Source organism: Undibacterium sp. GW821-FHT11H02, from assembly GCF_058808015.1.
This window is the reverse complement of record NZ_JBXARG010000012.1, coordinates 100,321-118,059: the sequence shown is the minus strand read 5'-3', so window position 1 is coordinate 118,059 and position 17,739 is coordinate 100,321. Positions and strand designations below refer to the sequence as shown.

The 17,739-nt window shown below is 45.4% G+C and carries 19 protein-coding genes; 10 read left to right on the top strand and 9 right to left on the bottom strand.

The window, feature by feature from the left end; genetic code table 11:
• The first annotated feature begins 4 nt into the window (after positions 1-4).
• The 4 genes from AC1RR2_RS13405 to AC1RR2_RS13390 are packed head-to-tail and all read left to right on the top strand — an operon-like array spanning position 5 to position 5,364.
• A complete protein-coding gene (locus AC1RR2_RS13405) occupies positions 5-1,633 on the top strand; it encodes a hypothetical protein (protein WP_493222758.1) in 1,629 nt (542 codons plus the stop codon).
• Positions 1,630-2,994, top strand: coding sequence for a DUF4350 domain-containing protein (locus AC1RR2_RS13400; RefSeq protein ID WP_493222757.1), 1,365 nt, complete (start codon positions 1,630-1,632; stop codon positions 2,992-2,994). Before AC1RR2_RS13405 ends, AC1RR2_RS13400 begins: the two co-directional genes overlap by 4 nt.
• Complete coding sequence (locus tag AC1RR2_RS13395) at positions 2,984-4,024, top strand: AAA family ATPase (RefSeq protein ID WP_493222756.1); 1,041 nt, start codon at positions 2,984-2,986, stop codon at positions 4,022-4,024. Before AC1RR2_RS13400 ends, AC1RR2_RS13395 begins: the two co-directional genes overlap by 11 nt.
• Positions 4,025-4,059: 35 nt before the next feature.
• Positions 4,060-5,364, top strand: a complete 1,305-nt coding sequence (locus tag AC1RR2_RS13390) for a DUF58 domain-containing protein (RefSeq protein WP_493222755.1) — start codon at positions 4,060-4,062, stop codon at positions 5,362-5,364.
• Between the two features lie 254 nt (positions 5,365-5,618).
• On the opposite strand, the gene AC1RR2_RS13385 is transcribed toward AC1RR2_RS13390, so the two are convergent.
• The 3 genes from AC1RR2_RS13385 to AC1RR2_RS13375 all read right to left on the bottom strand — a co-directional run bounded on the left by AC1RR2_RS13385 (position 5,619) and on the right by AC1RR2_RS13375 (position 7,485).
• A complete protein-coding gene (locus tag AC1RR2_RS13385; protein ID WP_493222754.1) occupies positions 5,619-6,212 on the bottom strand; it encodes a DUF805 domain-containing protein in 594 nt (197 codons plus the stop codon).
• A gap of 213 nt (positions 6,213-6,425) precedes the next feature.
• Positions 6,426-6,749 carry an AzlD domain-containing protein gene (locus AC1RR2_RS13380; RefSeq protein WP_493222753.1) on the bottom strand — a complete coding sequence of 108 codons (324 nt, stop codon included), beginning with the start codon at positions 6,747-6,749 and terminating at the stop codon, positions 6,426-6,428.
• Positions 6,742-7,485, bottom strand: coding sequence for an AzlC family ABC transporter permease (locus AC1RR2_RS13375; protein ID WP_493222752.1), 744 nt, complete (start codon positions 7,483-7,485; stop codon positions 6,742-6,744). Before AC1RR2_RS13375 ends, AC1RR2_RS13380 begins: the two co-directional genes overlap by 8 nt.
• A gap of 487 nt (positions 7,486-7,972) precedes the next feature.
• On the opposite strand from AC1RR2_RS13375, the gene AC1RR2_RS13370 reads away from it, so the two are divergent.
• The 4 genes from AC1RR2_RS13370 to AC1RR2_RS13355 are packed head-to-tail and all read left to right on the top strand — an operon-like array spanning position 7,973 to position 10,231.
• A complete protein-coding gene (locus AC1RR2_RS13370; RefSeq protein ID WP_493222751.1) occupies positions 7,973-8,170 on the top strand; it encodes a zinc-finger domain-containing protein in 198 nt (65 codons plus the stop codon).
• Positions 8,171-8,205: 35 nt separating this feature from the next.
• The gene (locus AC1RR2_RS13365; protein WP_493222750.1) at positions 8,206-8,637 is read left to right on the top strand and encodes a YybH family protein; all 432 of its coding nucleotides are present in this window, start codon (positions 8,206-8,208) and stop codon (positions 8,635-8,637) included.
• A gap of 14 nt (positions 8,638-8,651) precedes the next feature.
• Positions 8,652-9,605: a YheT family hydrolase gene (locus AC1RR2_RS13360; RefSeq protein WP_493222749.1), complete on the top strand. Its 954-nt coding sequence runs from the start codon at positions 8,652-8,654 to the stop codon at positions 9,603-9,605.
• A gap of 17 nt (positions 9,606-9,622) precedes the next feature.
• Positions 9,623-10,231, top strand: a complete 609-nt coding sequence (locus AC1RR2_RS13355) for a DUF2946 family protein (protein ID WP_493222748.1) — start codon at positions 9,623-9,625, stop codon at positions 10,229-10,231.
• A gap of 14 nt (positions 10,232-10,245) precedes the next feature.
• Here the strand turns inward: AC1RR2_RS13355 and AC1RR2_RS13350 are convergent, their stop codons facing one another.
• Positions 10,246-11,802, bottom strand: coding sequence for a M48 family metalloprotease (locus AC1RR2_RS13350; RefSeq protein WP_493222747.1), 1,557 nt, complete (start codon positions 11,800-11,802; stop codon positions 10,246-10,248).
• A gap of 139 nt (positions 11,803-11,941) precedes the next feature.
• Between AC1RR2_RS13350 and moaC the strand changes: the two genes are divergently transcribed.
• Positions 11,942-12,466 carry a cyclic pyranopterin monophosphate synthase MoaC gene (moaC, locus tag AC1RR2_RS13345; RefSeq protein WP_493222746.1) on the top strand — a complete coding sequence of 175 codons (525 nt, stop codon included), beginning with the start codon at positions 11,942-11,944 and terminating at the stop codon, positions 12,464-12,466.
• 60 nt (positions 12,467-12,526) lie between these two features.
• On the opposite strand, the gene AC1RR2_RS13340 is transcribed toward moaC, so the two are convergent.
• From AC1RR2_RS13340 to AC1RR2_RS13320, 5 genes are all read right to left on the bottom strand, one after another.
• Positions 12,527-14,248, bottom strand: a complete 1,722-nt coding sequence (locus AC1RR2_RS13340) for a PglL family O-oligosaccharyltransferase (protein WP_493222745.1) — start codon at positions 14,246-14,248, stop codon at positions 12,527-12,529.
• Positions 14,249-14,492: 244 nt separating this feature from the next.
• A complete protein-coding gene (locus AC1RR2_RS13335) occupies positions 14,493-14,951 on the bottom strand; it encodes a pilin (protein WP_493222744.1) in 459 nt (152 codons plus the stop codon).
• Between the two features lie 226 nt (positions 14,952-15,177).
• Complete coding sequence (locus AC1RR2_RS13330; RefSeq protein ID WP_493222743.1) at positions 15,178-15,630, bottom strand: pilin; 453 nt, start codon at positions 15,628-15,630, stop codon at positions 15,178-15,180.
• Positions 15,631-15,941: 311 nt separating this feature from the next.
• Positions 15,942-16,523: an FHA domain-containing protein gene (locus tag AC1RR2_RS13325; protein ID WP_493222742.1), complete on the bottom strand. Its 582-nt coding sequence runs from the start codon at positions 16,521-16,523 to the stop codon at positions 15,942-15,944.
• 135 nt (positions 16,524-16,658) lie between these two features.
• Complete coding sequence (locus AC1RR2_RS13320; RefSeq protein ID WP_493222741.1) at positions 16,659-17,465, bottom strand: Stp1/IreP family PP2C-type Ser/Thr phosphatase; 807 nt, start codon at positions 17,463-17,465, stop codon at positions 16,659-16,661.
• A gap of 141 nt (positions 17,466-17,606) precedes the next feature.
• On the opposite strand from AC1RR2_RS13320, the gene AC1RR2_RS13315 reads away from it, so the two are divergent.
• Entirely contained in the window at positions 17,607-17,735 is a 129-nt protein-coding gene (locus AC1RR2_RS13315; RefSeq protein WP_493222740.1) for a hypothetical protein, read from the top strand.
• Positions 17,736-17,739 lie beyond the last annotated feature (4 nt).

The window sequence follows — 17,739 nt, the reverse complement described above, 5'->3', positions numbered from 1 at the left end:
GTCAGTGCAACTCGATCAATTACAAATCGATTTACGTCCGCGCCCCAATGCCCAGGCATTGGATTTGGGTTTCGCGCTATTGCGTAGCAACGCTGCTGTGGTGTATATCACGTGGTTGATGCTATGGTTACCGACCATTTTTCTGTGTGGTTTAGCAGCTTTCTTTGTACCCCATTTTGGTTTCTTTGGCGGTGCCTGGTGGCTGGCCATCGCGTGGTGGATACGGCCTTTGCTGGAACGAGCACCACTGTATATTTTATCGCGCCGTGTATTTGGTGAAAGCGTGAGCTGGCAGCAAGCTATTCGCGCTTGGCCAAGTCAATGCGGTGGCGGCTGGTTTCGTTTATTGGTTTGGTGGCGACTGTTTTCGGCTGGTCGTGGACTGTATCAAGCAATCTGGCAACTAGAAGGTGCACGCGGAAAAATGGCGGCGAAACGCATCCGTGTAATTGGAAATAGGACGATAGGTTCGGCAAGCTGGTTTGGCATCGCTTGCGCGCATTTTGAAGGCTTGTTGCAACTCGGCATGTTCGCTTTTATTGGCATTTTTATTAGCGACGATCTCGCTATTAACCCCTTCGCGCTCTTTACTGCAGATTTGAGCAGCAGCGAATCCTCGTTGTGGCTATTTTTAAGTTTTGCTGCCTACGGCATTTCGGCCGGCATTATAGGGCCTGTGTTTGTGGCCTGTAGTTTTACTTTATATCTGAATCGCCGCGCAAGTTTGGAGGCTTGGGATATAGAAATTATGCTGCGCCAATTAAAGCCAGCCCAGGCTAAGAAGGCAGCTAATGGCAAAGCAATCGTGGGAATTTTGGTTCTGTGTTTTTCTAGTTTCTTAATTTCACAAAACGATGCTTATGCTGCAGACCAAACTACGGCGATTAAGCAGAATCCAGAAGAAAAATGCGAAAAACCAAAATGGTTAAAAGATGAACCACGTGATCGCGCTCAGGCTAACAGCCAACAGCAACAAGAGATCAGAAATGATATCGATACGATTTATCAAGCAGAAGAATTGCGGCCTTACATTTGTCAAGAAACCTGGAAAAGAGCTGACCAAACAGCGCCCAAGAAAAGTAAACTTGATCTTAGTCTGCTTGCCTTAGTGCTTAAATACATCGCGATTATCGCTGGCTTGTTTTTTGTCGGCTGGCTCCTATTACGTTATCGCAAGCAAGTTTGGAATTTCACTTTACCTGAGAAAAACCACTTCGCGACCGAAGTCGGTGGTTTGGATATTCGCCCCGAATCACTGCCCGATAATGTAAGTGCCAGTGCGCTCGAGCTTTGGAATAATGGGCAACAGCGCGCCGCTATTGCACTTATGTACCGTGCCACACTGTCACGCTTAGTGAATGTACATGGCATGCAAATTGGTCAGGGCGCTACAGAGAATGATTGTCTACGTTTAGCACATATCGCGCATCGATTGCATGAACTCGATGCACAATGCCTGCGCATAGTTGAAACGTGCACGACAATTTGGTTGAGTGCAGCGTACGCGCACCGTTTTCCAACGGACATCAAGCTGCTTTGTCAGGATTGGGATCAGGAATTTGCCACCGACAAAACGACAGCGACTAAACCAAGCCAACACCATGAAGCGACAGCAAATGGAGAGTTGACATGAGTAAGCAACTCAAATCATTCCGGCAGTCTGGCGGGCTTAGCGCCGTGGGTTTTGTGTGGATCCTGTTAATTGCCCTACTCATCGCTGGCATAGTCTGGTGGGTATCGACACTAGAAAAAAGCTGGCTTGCTCGAGAAAATCCTTCAAGCGCTTTTAATAAAAATCCTATGGTTGCTGCGACGCGTTTATTAGAAAAGCGCCAGTATCAGGTGCAGCTAGCACCCGTCTTGACCGAACAGTTGATCAAAAGCGCACCCAAAGGAACGCTCATTATTGCTGATAACGACGGCTATATGAACAAAGATCAAACCACTGTCCTGTTCGCATGGATAGCAGAGGGAAACACCCTAATTACCTTTCCTAAACTGTCGACCCAAAAAGTGCCTAAGGCTGCGGGTGCTGCTGCGAGCGCCTCAGAGGAAGCTGCAAGCGAAAAGACCGAAGCAAGCGCACAGGCCGATGCTGATGATGAGAACTATGAGGGCGATGAGCCTAACACAGTGCCTGAGGACAATGAGCAAGACGATGACGCGGAGCATGTCCCGGGTCAAAAACCCAAGCGCGTTGCGACGCCTTTAATTCGTGATCCTATAGGCGACTACCTAGGCGTATCCACGTTCTATGACGAGCGCACAGGTGTTAAGTACTTTCACAGTGTCTCAATCAACATGCCTGGTATCGCGTATCCATTAACACTACGCAAACCCCATGTAAAACTGAAATCGAGTCCAAATAGTCGCACCCCCTTATTTACCGATGAACACGCTGATGTGTTGCAGGTTTATGCCTTTGGCAAAGGCCATATTGCCGTACTCTCGGAAAATATTTTTGAGCTGCAAGGCTTGCGATATTACGATCATGCCGAATTACTGTTGGCTTTGATTAAACTCAATCCCAAAAATCAGGGCGTGACGATAGTGCAGAGACTCAAAATTCCTACTTGGTATGAATTGCTGTGGAATGCTTTCCCTGTCGCACTGTGCTTACTCGCGGTAGCCATTACGCTTTTATTCTGGCGCACCGTCACCCGTTTCGGTGCAATCTTGCCGGAGACAAATTGGGAACGTCGCTCCTTAATGGAACACATAGAAGCGAGTGGCCGCTGGGCCTGGAGTAGCGCTGTTGGTCGCGATTTACTGCTGACAGCGGTTCGCATATCGACCAAACAGGTATTGCAAAAACGCGCACCCGAATTACAAAAACTATCCGTCAACGATCAGTTATTACGTTTAGCACAAGTTTGCCAACTCAATCATGAGCATCTTGCGCATGCCTGGCACGACGCAGCCTCTAGTAATCCGCATTTATTTACCCGCCAAATTCAATACCTCCAACAATTGAGAGCGCACTATGAGCACTAATCCTAGTTCTGTTGAAAACCTTACCGCTAACAATAACCCTGCTGCCACAACTACTTCTGGCATCGCACCAGAAAAATACCAACAAGCCTGCGACATTGTCGCCCGTATGCGTGAAGAAATACAACGCGCCGTGGTGGGTCAACACGAGGTACTCGATCAGGTATTAGCATGCTGTTTGGCGGGTGGTCATATTTTGTTAGAAGGCGTACCCGGTTTAGGTAAAACTCTATTAGTAAAAGCCTTGGCTAAAACTTTTTCAGGCCAATTTTCGCGAGTTCAATTTACTCCCGACTTAATGCCTGCGGACGTCATGGGACATGCTATTTACGATATGAAGAACCAGACTTTTAGCGTGCGTAAAGGGCCTGTTTTTACCAACCTCTTACTCGCCGATGAAATTAACCGGGCACCGGCTAAAACGCAATCAGCCTTATTAGAAGTTATGCAAGAGCGCCAAGTGACCATAGAAAATGAGTCGCATGGTTTAGACGCGCCATTCATGGTGCTGGCAACGCAAAATCCGCTGGAGAGCGAAGGTACCTATCCCTTACCGGAAGCGCAGTTAGATCGCTTCTTGGTGAAATGCCACATCGGCTACCCTAGCGAAAAAGAAGAATTAGCGATGTTACATATCGTCACGCATAAACGCGTTGGCGATAGTTTAGACGTGAAACCAGTCAACACTATCATCAAACCAGAAACCATCATCGCTCTACAGCATATCGTGGCACAAATCAGTGTCGACGAAGCGGTGGCGAACTATGCTGTGCGTATCGTCCGGGCGACCCGCGATTGTCCGGGAATTTCTATCGGTGCGGGACCACGCGGCAGTATCGCCTTGATCCGAATCGCCCGTGCTTTTGCGCTGCTCAATCAGCGTGATTTCGTGACACCCGATGATATTAAAATCGCTTGCTTACCCGTATTGCGTCACCGCGTTACCTTGTCACCTGAGAGTGAACTTGACGGTTTGAGCAGCGACCATATTTTAAGCAAGCTGATAGAACAGATTCCTGCGCCACGCGCCTAAAAATAAAATACTAAAAAACGAGAAAGACAGATCGCATGACGCCTTCACGTCGCTTATTAATGATCTTTTTTGCCTTAGTTGCACTAAGCTTTTTACAGCTAGTGTTACCGCAAATCGCGACTTATGTCTGGGCCTCCCTTGGCCTTTTAGCTTTATGCACACTGGCAGATTTGTGGGAGCTAAGACGTGCGCCCGATCTTAACATTACCCGTACTTTACAAGGTGTATGGCCTGTCGATGTGTGGAGCAACGTCACTTTAACGATACATAACCATAGTCCATACCAAGTACACCTGGATCTCGTCGATGATTACCCGACAGCTTGGCAGCTAGAAGGTTTGCCGCATACGACCGTGGTCGCCGCCAAGGGTTTTACTGCGGTCACCTATAGGCTGCGTCCAAATAGTCGGGGCGATGCCGAATTCGGCCCAGCCTTCGTCCGTGTGCGTGCTTTTTATCAATTATGGGAGCGTCAATTTCGTATTGGCGAAACACATGCGGTCAAAGTCTTTCCCGATTTTTCTAAATTATTGGGTAATAGCTTAAACGCAACCGATAGACGTTCTCCAAGCCTGGGCGCGATTCGTAAACGCCGTCGTGGCGAAGGCACCGATTTTCGGCAATTGCGCGATTACCGCCAAGGCGATAGCCAGAGATCCATCGATTGGAAAGCAAGCGCACGCTATCAAAAACCAATCAGTCGTGAGTACCAGGAAGAACGCGATCAACAAATTATTTTCTTGCTCGATACTGGGCGGCGTATGCTGGCACAAGATGGCCTTACCAATCATTTTGACCACGCACTTAACGCGATATTAACACTCAGTTTTATCGCACAAAAACAAGGTGATGCGATTGGCTTAATGACATTTGGTGGCGATAATCGATGGCTAGCACCGCACAAAGGACGTGTGGGCTTAGATAGAATTTTAGCCGGCGTTTACGATCTGCAAGCAAGCGAAGTCGCGCCCGATTACACCTTAGCGGCAAGTACATTACTAAATAAACTGAATAAGCGCGCCTTCGTTGTACTGATTACCAATCTGCGTGACGAAGATGATCAAGCCATGCGTACCGCTTGCGAGCTACTTTCCACTAAGCATTTAGTGTTGTGCGCGAGTTTGAGAGAAAAATCATTGGACACCGCATTAAGTACACCGGTACAACAGTTTCCCGATGCATTGCGCTATGCGGCGAGCACGCATTACTTACAACAACGCGAACAAGCTATCAAACGTTTGGGCATACGCGCAACGCACTTAATAGATATCCTTCCCGAGCGACTCAGTTTCAGTCTGGTCAATCGGTATTTGGAGATCAAAGAAAGTGGCGCTTTATAAAGTAAGCTTGCAAGCAATTCACCGTCACAAAAGGGGCGCTGAAATCGGCTCATGCCGTTCAGTTAAGGCAAATATGCGAACATCTCAGTGAGAAAATACGAGATTTTATCTGAATTGACTTTGTGGCTTTGGACAAAAAAAATAAAAACCCCTCAACGCCGAGACGCAGAGGGGTTTTGACGCAGAATTACCCACCTTGTTCGCTTAACTGAACAGCATTTACTGAAATCAGCGCTTTTTTTTCACGTCGTAAATTAGCGATTCCCGGGTACTTCCGGTGCTCCCTGATTTGATGGGATGGATGCTTCTATCTTAGCAGCTGCGGCCTTTGCTCTCGCCGTGTACTGCTGATAAGCAGGTATTGCGATTGCGGCAAGAATACCAATCAGCATGAAAGGAAGGATGATTACCAAAAACAACCAGCCTGGATTCTTGTTTGGTCGTTTCCCAAATCGATTACTGCCCTCGCTACCTGGCCCGAAAACCAAATACAAACCGATAAGAAAATTAACAAAAGGGACAAATATCAAAATGCTCCACCACCCCGAATGATCGAGATCATTCAATCGACGTTTTGCATAAATGATAGAAACCACAAACATCGGAATATATAAGGCAAAAATAATTGCAGTCCCAGGACCGTCACTATTTTTTGCCAAAGATGGAATCAAAATTGCCGCCAAAATACCAATTGGCAACATCAACATTATCATCGTGATGTTTAAATAAGCGAGATAGCGAATTCGTCCTAAACGACCTGATAAGGCCCACATTTTGGGCTGATAAGTATCATCGTCTTCCGGCGCGTTTGATAAATCTGCATTTGGTGCTGAGTAGACATTTTCCAAGTTGGCTCCATTTCTATGTTATGCGAAAATCATTATTGATTTTTCACGACATAAGTATGGATCATTATGATCAAAAAAACTAGATTCTTACTACAGCAGTGGCATCAATAAGACTTACGCAAAATTGCGCTAGCTAGGCGGGAAGCCGAAGACAGTACGGTTGTACGGCGAGGCGAACCAACGACGCTAGCGTCTGTTTTGCGTAAGTCCTTATCAAAAATAAAGACGCACCAAGGTGAATATTCCCATACCAAAAAAGATGGTCTGTAGCATGTCTTTCCTCCACAAATAGAAGATAGCTGCTGCTATTCCTGCTATTAATTTAGGATTATGCAAGGTAGTGATAAGTTGATCGTCGTTGATAAAAAAATCTGGAACGACAATCGCTGCCAAGGCACAACTCGGCGCATAACGCAAAGCTTCTTGTACCCGTTTTGGCAAATTAATATGATGACCGACTAACCAAAAAGCACTTCTATCTATGATCGTTGCGACAGTTAGTAAAATAATGACTATCCAGATTTCAATATCACTCATCTTGACTCTCCGGCGGAACCACGGCAGCTTCAGGGTCAAAATGCTCTTCTACCCACATCGCGACGGTCATACCTACCAATACCGCAAGTAACAAACCTAATTTATACGGCATGCCGTGCGCCACTACCGAGATAACACCGGCGACGAGCACACCAATAAAACCAGGGCGATTTCGCATTAAAGGCAACAAAATACACAAAATGGCTAAGGTACCGGCAAACCCCAATCCCCAATGCATAGGCACCTGGCTTCCAGCCAAAATCCCTAAAATTGACCCTGCTTGCCAGACAAACCAGTTCGGTACAATTAATCCTTTTAAATACAAAACCTGATCCCGTTCTTCCGCAGCGCTTTGCCACATTGTAGGGAATCGTTGCATAAACAAAGGCGCCGAAATATCGCCCGTCAAAAAACCTAGGAATGTACGATGCATCCATGGCAAATGCGCAAATCGTGGCGCGACCAAAGCGGACATAATCAGAAAACGCAAATTGACGATCAATGCCGTGGCAAAAATCACCCAGATCGGCGCATTAGCCACGATCAAAGGCAAAGCCGCCAATTGCGCAGAACCCGCGAACACTAGGAGTGTCATACCCAAAGCTTGCGGCAAACTCAAGCCCGCTTTAATCATCGCGATACCGACCACCATACCCCATGCAGCCATCCCGAATAAGGAAGGGGCGGAGGCCTTGAAGCCTTCACGATACAGGGGAGAATTCCAATCTTTTAACATAGTGAACGTTTAGTGAACATCTGGGGGAAGAAAAGACATTTTTACTTGCGTGCCACACTTGCACTGCTACATAAAGACGATATTGTACTGCCCGCAGCAAATACTTGCTTATGACCAAGTTGGAGAACGGGAGGCAAAAGCATGAAGAAAATCATAAGAAAAATCGTTGAAAAAAGTAAAAGGCACAACAAAACCTCGCCGCAGAGGCGCAGAGAGCGCGGAGAAAAACTTGTTTTTTTGCCTTTCTCTGCGCACTCTGCGCCTCTGCGGTTAGCTCTTTTTTTCATTTAATTCATAATACATTTACGCGATCACCATAATTGCAGTGCTCAGAATGCATGCAAAAGTATGAGCGGGAGTAACGCAGATGTAGCATTAGCCCATTGGCGGACGATAGATATCAATGTCTCTCGAAGAGCCCACGCAAATCGAAAGGAATCCGTTAAAATCACGCTCTATGAAAAATTCTTCCATTCAGGAGCGCAACATGTCAAACAAACCCACAATACCCGCGGTTGAATTACAGGCGAAAGACTTACCGGCTCATTGCCCAAATCCTGCGATGCCATTGTGGTCCTCGCATCCGCGTGTTTATTTAGATTTATCACATGGTGGATCAGCGACCTGTTCCTATTGCGGCACCGTCTACACTTTAGCTCCTGGAACCGTATTAAAAGCACATTAAAACTGCGCCAGTCACTCTTTATCAAAGACACTCAAATGCCCGCGAAGAAACAGCACAACGGTAGTGCCGATGAGGTGGAAGCCGCCTTCTATGACGCCATATCTCGCGGCGATCTGGAGGGATTGATGGCCTTGTGGGCAGAAGATGAAGAGATTGTCTGCGTTCATCCCAATTCGACACGTCTGATCGGACATGCCGACATCCGTGCGTCTTGGGAAACCATTTTTGAAAATGGTAGCGTTCACATTCACATCCAGCAATTACATGCTTTGCACAATTTGTTGACCGCAGTCCATAGCGTCATTGAAGAGTTTCATCAAAAAGATGCTATCGCTCAAGACGTACACATTATCGCGACGAATATTTATGTCAAAACACCACGTGGCTGGCGCATCGCGGCACACCATGCTTCGGTTGCAGCTGGTCAGGCGCCACTCGATTTATTCAAAGCCAGCGTTTTACACTAATGCGTTTTATACCTATGCATTTCTCATCTCCCTGGTGGCTGGCTGGTGGTCATGCTCAAACGATTTATCCAGCTACCTTAATGACAAAACCAGAGGTCGAATTACGGCGTGAGCGTTGGATTACGCCAGATCAAGACTTTGTTGATGTTGATTTTCTTGCGGGCGAGGCAGGTAAACCTTTTCTGGTTTTGTTTCATGGTTTAGAAGGCTCCAGCCATAGCCATTATGCACGTGCGCTAATGGCAAAACTAAAACAACTAGGCTGGTCAGGCGCGATACCGCACTTTCGTGGCTGCTCAGGCGAACCGAATCAGGCGCCACGTTTCTATCATTCCGGCGATTCACAAGAAATAGATTGGATCATTCGCCGCTTACACCGTGAGTTCAAGGCAAAAAATCCAGACGCCAAGTTTTATGCGAGTGGTGTTTCATTAGGTGGCAATGCCCTACTTCGTTGGCTGGGCGAATCTCAACATGAAGCGCACTTGGTTGACGCGGCTTGCGCGGTTTCTGCGCCACTTGATCTGACGAATAGCGGTGCCACTTTGTCGCGTGGATTTAACCGAATCTATACAAAAAATTTCCTACAAACGCTCAAACCAAAATGCTTGCACAAACTTGAGCAATTTCCCAAACTATTCGATAGAGAGCGTATGCTAAGGGCGAAAGACCTGTATGAGTTTGACAATGTGGTGACCGCACCTTTACATGGCTACCGCGATGTCGATGATTACTGGCACCGTGCCAGCGCCTGCTTAATATTGAATGATATCCGCGTACCCAGCTTAGTTCTGAATGCACAAAATGACCCTTTCATGCCTGCGCGTTTTTTACCTAAGTCAGCGTCATCCTATGTCACACTAGATTTTCCTAGACACGGTGGGCACGTCGGTTTTGCGAACGGAAATTTTCCAGGCACACTCGATTGGCTACCGAATAAGATTATTGGTCACTTAAGTAACTACTAAGAAGCGATTAAATATTCATGGATGAGATCGTCAAAGCAGCCATGGCGAAATGGCCGAATGTACCGCATTGTTACGGTTGGCTAGCACTTGATGCGCGCGGCATTTGGCGCATGCGCGATGAACGAGCGCAAGCACTCAATTTGCCTGGCGACCCAATTCGCAATACCACTTTACTTAGCTTTATCAACCGTAATTATCTGTGTGACTCGGTTGGCAATTGGCACTTCCAAAATGGGCCTCAGAAAGTCTATGTCGATTTACAAACAACGCCCTACATTGCGCAACTATTACCCGATAAAAGCTGGCGCCTGCACACGGGCGAAATTATGCCGCATGCAGAACGTGTTTGGATGTTGGATGACGGCAATATCGTGTGCAAAACAGCACAACATTTATGCCAATTAGACGACAGGGATTTAAGTCTTTTGATAGAAGATAGTCGAGAAAATCAAAAACCACTATCAGAAACACGCTTACTAGAATTCATGGACACGCCAGCGCATGAGACTGCTGCTAGCACAATTCAAATCGGCATTCAGGGTCGACTTCTGAATTTGGAAAAAAGCAGCTTAGTGGCGCTCATGCGCGAACAAAACTACTGTTCGCGCCCACGCTCAACGATATGAATTGAAGACTGCGTTTACTTATTACCCTTCTTTTCATCCTGTAGTTCTTCCCTATGTTTTTCTTTCCATTCACGCTCGCGGGCGTCGATCACCGATAGATCGTAGTACTTCACATCAGGGTCAAGTCGGGCAATTTCCAATTGCTGCAAAGCGGCTGGTAAAGCACCTTCTATGGCGTAAGCTTCCGCTAAAGCGATATGCTGCAAAGCCGATTTACCTGAAGCAGCGTAGGTCTTAGCCAATAAATGCTGCAACTTTGCTTCACGGCGGTACAGACTGATTTGTTCGCGCAAGAATTGTTCAGCGTCAGCGTAATTTTTTGCCTCTATCATTACTTCGGCATATTGATGTGCCAAACCGCGCGCCAAAGGTAATTCTCTTATTGCCGTTTTTGCTTTGGCCATCGCCAAATCGGGACGCTTCTTGCCCATTTCTATATCAATCGCCAAACTAGCAAACGCACTAGTCTCTTTCAACCATTTTTTCTGATTGGGTAATTGTGCGATCTGGCGACTCACTTCATTCAAGAGTTTTTCAGATCCTACGAAATCATTACGCTTGAAGGCAACAAAAGCCAATCCATATTGGGCACTTAAACGCGCTTCTTCATTTCCATTCTTGGCCTGATTTTCAAAGTAGGTCGTGGCATCAATCAAGCCCTGCGCTTTGCTATCTTGCAGCACCCTTACCCTTGCCTGCGTCACATAAAAATCAAGTCCATCAGCGCGTTGGCGATAGCGCGCTCCAAACAAGCGCCCCTGAATATCCGCCATACGTTCACTGGTCAAAGGATGACTGCGCAAATATGACAAACCATTATCACTGTAATTTCGTGAGGCATTTTGCATACGTCCAAAAAATGCCAGCATCCCTGCAGTATCAAAACCGCCCTCGCGCAGAATTTGAAAACCTATCCTATCCGCCTCACGCTCTGCGTCGCGATTAAAACTTAACTGTCTTTGTATCGCCAAGCCCTGCCCACCCATCACCATAGCCATCGCCGCATCAGGACTAGAACGCGCAGCCAATGCCGCCAATATTAAGGCCGCAATCGGAATTAAAAAATCTTGTTTTTGATTACCCAGCATACGTGCGATATGCCGTTGCGAGACGTGACCAATTTCATGTCCCATTACCGAAGCGAGTTCAGACTCTGACTGCGCAGCTAAAATCAATCCCGAATGAAATCCGATAAAACCACCGGGAAAAGCAAACGCATTTAACACCGGATCACGCACTGCAAAAAACTCAAACTCATAGGCAGTTTCACCTCGTGCATCAGGACGCTTATCGAGCAAGCTATTACCAAGCTTGGTCAGGTATTCAATCACCGGACCATCTTCTAGGTAATCTGGATCTTGCCGCACACTACTCATGATTTGCTCGCCGATCTTACGCTCCATCACAGGTGACAAATCACCACGTGCTGTATCGCCTAAGGTCGGTAAGCTTTGGTTATTTTTTCCACCTTGCGCCAACACTGAATGCGGCAAAGCCAGACTAGTGCTCAATATGGTCACCAGCGTGAGTTGCATCAAGTTTTTACGAAATCGCGGGAATTCTTTTTTCACGGTGATATCATCACTATTCAATTTTCTTAACAAAACTAGTTTAACCCAGATTTCCCATTAGGATTTGAGATGATGGCAGAAGCACTTTTCGAGGTGATAAATCTGGGCTCTACTGACAATCTATTACTGCGTTCATTTTATGCCAAGCCCTACTTCAAACGACACCAAAGATCTCGCCAATGGCGGACTGACCCATTTCGACCAAAGCGGACAAGCTCACATGGTGGATGTTTCAACAAAATCTGACAGTCATAGAATTGCTCGTGCCAAAGGTAAGATAAGTATGCAAGCGGCGACCTTCAAGCTTATTCAAGAAGGCAATGCAAAAAAAGGCGATGTATTAGGCATCGCGAAGATTGCGGCCATCATGGCAAGCAAGCGCACCAGCGACTTAATTCCACTCTGCCACCCGCTCGCCATTACGCGTGTCACGGTCGATTTTGAATTGCATGAAGCGAGTCACAGCATCAGCTGCACGGCGCAAGTTGAAACCGTTGGTAAAACAGGTGTGGAAATGGAAGCCTTGACCTCGGTACAAATCGGCTTACTTACCATCTACGATATGTGTAAAGCAGTCGACCGAGGCATGGTGATGAGCGATATTCGCGTGTTAGAAAAACACGGTGGTAAATCAGGGGATTGGGTTTCAATCATCGATCAATAGTCGATCAAAACACGCACACAAAATCCGGACCTATTTACCTGAAAAGCAATCCACTTTAAATCACTGGGCATCTCGCTTCGGCATAGTAAGGAACGCCGCAGCAAATCGCTCATCTTGCTGCGCCAGGCTTTGCCAATAATCATAATAACCGGGATAAGCAACCGGGTGCAGGCGCTGCAAAGTCAATAAAGTGCGCTGCGCCTGCGCCATTTGGCCATTCAACACATAGACTTCAGCTAATTTATTGAGTACGTGTACATACCCAAAACGCAAACTCATACGCTCAACAAAAGCGATCTCTTGCGCAGCCATTTTTTCCTTTGGTGTTATTTTCATTAATTGAAAATAATCAAAATAATCGGGCAATAAGGTTACAGTCGGACGGGCAATTGCTTCCTGCGGCACTACCGCTATCGTGTCTGCCTGACGGAAAGCTTTAAAACCATTCACCACGCGTTGATAGTCCAAAGTGACCAATACCAGCACTACAATGCCCACGACTGAAATTGCCACCGGAACCGCTCGAGGTATTGTCACCACCGTGGTCTGAGCTGGCCAACGCAGCTGATGCAACATTCCCATCAATACCGCAATGGGCAGTAGAACAAAAGCATACCAAAGCGGGAATTCCACCATACTATGAACGCCAACGGCGATTAAACTCAACATGCCAAAAGCGACTTGATTATTTTTCGCCGCACTACGCACGATGCAAGTCTGATAGAACCAGTACAGCAGAATTGAGAAAATCAGTAATGCCACTGGTACACCCAATTCCACCATCAAATTTAATATCAAGTTATGCGAATGCTCAGCATAAATGGTAGACGGAAAATCAGCGGCAATCTTAACTTGTTCAGCACCAAAACCAAACCACCCCACACCTAACCAAGGATGTTGCTTGATCATGAACCAAGCTTGTTGCAACAGGCCACTACGCTCAGATCGCCCCCCTACTCGCTCAGCTATCGAAGCACTGGAAAAACCCAGTGCTTCGGCGATAGAAGGTAGGAACCACACAAAGCCAATGTAAACGATTAGGAGTAACAGCAACACAGATCGACGTATCGAGTGCTGGCCGATTACTTTAAACCAAGCTAACAGGGCGAAAACAGGCAAAATAATCCAGGCAATACGAGATTGTGTTAGCGCCACCCCCCACAATAAAAAGAGTGAAAAAGCCAGCGCAAAAAATCCGCTGAGACGTTTTGTTTGAAGTAACCACCAAATCGAAGCAAGACCAAAACACAGTAACAATGCCAATTGATTTGGCTGCGCCACATTGGCAAAAGGTCGCATAGGCGTATCCGGACTATGCGCGATATACATCACATAAGGAGTCCAATCGACACCAGTAATCTGTACACACTGGATTAGCACCGATAAAACAGCAGCGATTAATTGCACCAACGCAAACATAAAACAAATTCTCTCTACGCCTTGCAATTGTGCTGTCCAATTCGCGCCCACGATCATCGATAATGCCGTCAGTACAAAGTAAAACAAAGGATAAAACAGATGTTGATGCGAACCTATACCTAGTACGGTTTGCAGGAGCGCAATCAGGATAAGGATGAATGGAATTACGACTATCGTTGGAATGTGAAATTCGATTCTTTTCGAAAAACAAAATCCAAGATAGCAGGCAAGCACCGCCAAAACCACTAGTGCTTCTTGATAATAAGTTCGAAACGGGTGGATGTGAACAAAAAGTAGATTTGCGACGAGATAGAAAACACCAAAGACTAACAGCTGATAATAAGACACTCGAGGAAAAAACATCAAATTTTTCAAGAATTGTGAAGAAGGTATGGATAAAAAGAAGCGCTGTCAAAAAACAGGAATCATCGTTGAATGCTGTTTCACTGTTTGCAAAGAGTCCCTTCAATTAAGTTTCCGTTAACTGCAACAGAAAAATGCTGAAAATTCAGAACAATTAATTGAGTAAGCTCATTTCGCTGCTTCGAAAGAATACAAAGTCACCTGCTGGTTATTTTGAACCAGCAATAGTCCTTAGCGCAACTCATTAGCTACCGACACAATAATTGCCTCTGCCAATAATTCGCTGACTCACTGAGGATGAACAGGTCCAAGCGCCCGTTGCAGAATTTCGATTAAAGCTAATCGTCATCCCCTTAACAGAAGCTGGCCCACCAACGATAGTGGCCAATATAGTGCCTGAATTTGTGGCATTAGGTATGGATATCTCGCTATTAGGGTTCGAAGATTGCACGCCAATAAACCAGGTGGTGGTGGTGCTTGGATTTACCAAACTGGGCGTCAATCCATCATTCAAAGCCGCATCAAAGCCAATTTTACCTGCGGCTGCCTCAGTGAGTGCTGCAGCGAACTTAGCCTTTGCTACATAATCTTGATACGCAGGAATTGCAACTGCAGCCAATATACCAATGATAGCAACAACAATCATTAGCTCAATCAAAGTAAAACCACTTAGGTGCGAAGCTGGGATTCTATTTCGTTTCATTTATATACCCTCCAAAATAAATACAACGACGATGAGAAACGAAAATACGAAGCGACTTAAGTAATTGATTCGAGCTGCTTAAAAAGTCAACACAATAAGAACAAGAGCAACGACATCTGACATCAGATATAAAAACACCCCATTGCTGGGGTGCTTTACACAAGCCATAAGTATGACCGACCTAACAGTGCAAAAAAATCACACCAGAAAACTCTAAGTCAATTTATTAAGATCCAGTACATACAGTCGTTGGACCAACAAATTTCTGAGACACACCAGTAGAACAAGTCCAAGCACCGGTAGCTGCATTACGCGTTAAAGTAATTACACCACCAGAAACTGTCGAAGGACCCTTCACAATCGTTCCAACGATAGTACCACTATTACCACTTGTAACGACAACCGTCGTATTGTTGTTTGAAGGCTGTACACCAATAAACCAATCAGTTGAACTACTTGGGCCTGTGGATGCAGTTAAACCATCATTCAAAGCAACATCAAAGCCAGTTTTACCTGGAGCAATTTCTGCCAAAGCAGCTGCGAATTTAGATTTAGCAACATAGTCTTGGTAAGCTGGAATCGCCACAGCTGCCAAAATACCGATAATTGCAACAACGATCATCAATTCAATCAGCGTAAAACCTTGCTGTACGCGTTTAGTCATCTTTGTGTATTTCATTTTATTACTCCTTAAATTAAGAAACGATAGTCCAGCCAAATTCCGTACTACGAAGGTATAAGAGCAAACAACGTGCCAGCGCCAAATCGTGTTAAATAATAACTTTAAAACAATACAATGGCGTTCAAAACGGGCTTTTTTTGACTTAAGTGACAAATTTCGCCAATAAAGCATAAGAAAAAATGGCAACTGACATTATTTGTCAATTCATTTTAAGAGAATGAGATTCGCCACTTTTTATATCGCACACCAACAAAAAAAGGCAGTGCTGTTATTAGCAATGCCTTTCTGGATACAGTCAAACTCCCGACTTAGCTCAATTGGAATTCCATCTTAGTACCGGACAAATCAATCACATCACCATGATTTAGCACACTAGGTCTGGCATCTATGCTCTGATCATTTATTTTAGGGAACATTTTGCCTTCGACAAATACAATCTTAAATCGATTGCCCTGACGAGTGATAGACACCACCAGAATTCCTGGGCTTCCCAGACTTGTAATAGGCTTTGAAAGTATCATCTCTTTACCGGCGTTACTTCCGGTCAACACCTTAATTCGAGCTGTCTTCAATGGCTCGTCAGGAGGAGCGACATAATTATCCTCTTCGACAACAAATTTAAGCTGATATTTTCCCATTTCGATCACATCACCGTTTTGCAGCAGATGTTTCTTAATTGGATGACCGTTCACCAAAGTGCCATTAGTGCTGCCCAAGTCCAAAACAAATGAGCCTTCAGAAGTCGTATCAATCGCCGCATGGCGTCCACTTACTGCCAAATGATCCAACACAAGATCATTCCCCGGACGACGCCCAATATTCAATCTGGCGCGATCTATATTCTGTTCTTTTTGGACATGTCCATTAAACACCACTACAACTTTCGTCATATCAATCCCACCAAACCCAAATCATTTTTTTCAAGGAGAATCCAGAATTATGAAAAACTGGAGCGTCTAAAATACGTTTCAAAATTACCACTAATCGCCACACACATGGAAGTATATGCCTACTCTTCTTGCCTTTTAGCTAGCAAAAATATACTCCATAAAGCGCCTTTCATGCAATTCTTTAACTCGTATTAAAACAACAGAAATATTATCTGAACCACCTTGTCTGTTTGCCAAATAAACTAAAGTCTTGCAACAGGTCTCTAAGTCATTTGCCTGTTCACGCAATACATTTTGCATATGAATTTGATCTAACATGTCAGACAAGCCATCTGAACAAAGCAAATAAATATCACCGGCTTTCATCTGGTGCTCGTGGACTTCGACGTCAATTTCTTCGTGCGAACCAACAGCACGCGTGATCAAATTTTTAATAGGTGAAAGATGCGCATCAGCAATCGAAATCAAACCGGCGTCGATCTGAGCCTGTAAAACAGAATGGTCTTTTGTGATTTGCTCTATGAAATTGTCGCGGAAGCGGTAGGCACGAGAGTCGCCAACATGTCCAATTAACATACGGTCAAAATAGCTAAGGGCGACAACAATAGTCGTACCCATGCCGAAATTATCGGGATTCTTATTGGCTTGTTCTATGACTTGTTGGTTTGCAAAAGTAATCGCATCGCTAATCCATTTTGCGGGTGTCGAAATTTGCCAGGGCAAACGTGGCATCCAACTTGCTGCCTGTTTTTGCTGTATCTGCTCACACACTAGATCCACGCTCATTTTACTGGCAACTTCTCCAGCATTATAGCCGCCCATACCGTCGGCCAAGATCGCCAAACCGATCTCAGCATTGATCTCGATTGCATCTTCATTGTGACTACGCACCAATCCTATATCGGTATGGCTGGCAAATTCCAAAACTGTTTGTACAAACATGGATAAAGAAATTCTTGTGGCGTCGATAGAAAATCGAACAATCAATCAGCAAAAACCGAAAACTGACATTCCGCAGAAACACAAATATGCTAAAAGCAGAATTTCAGAAAGTACTTTAGCTTAACATTATTGAAGGAAATTATGCCGTTTCAACCAGAAATTAATGTTTCAATAGCGCAACAGCAACAATTTCAGGCAATCATTAATCAATTAAAGCAATTGCACACGAAACAGGGAACTTTGCCGATACAAATTGATATCCGAGCTTAAGAAA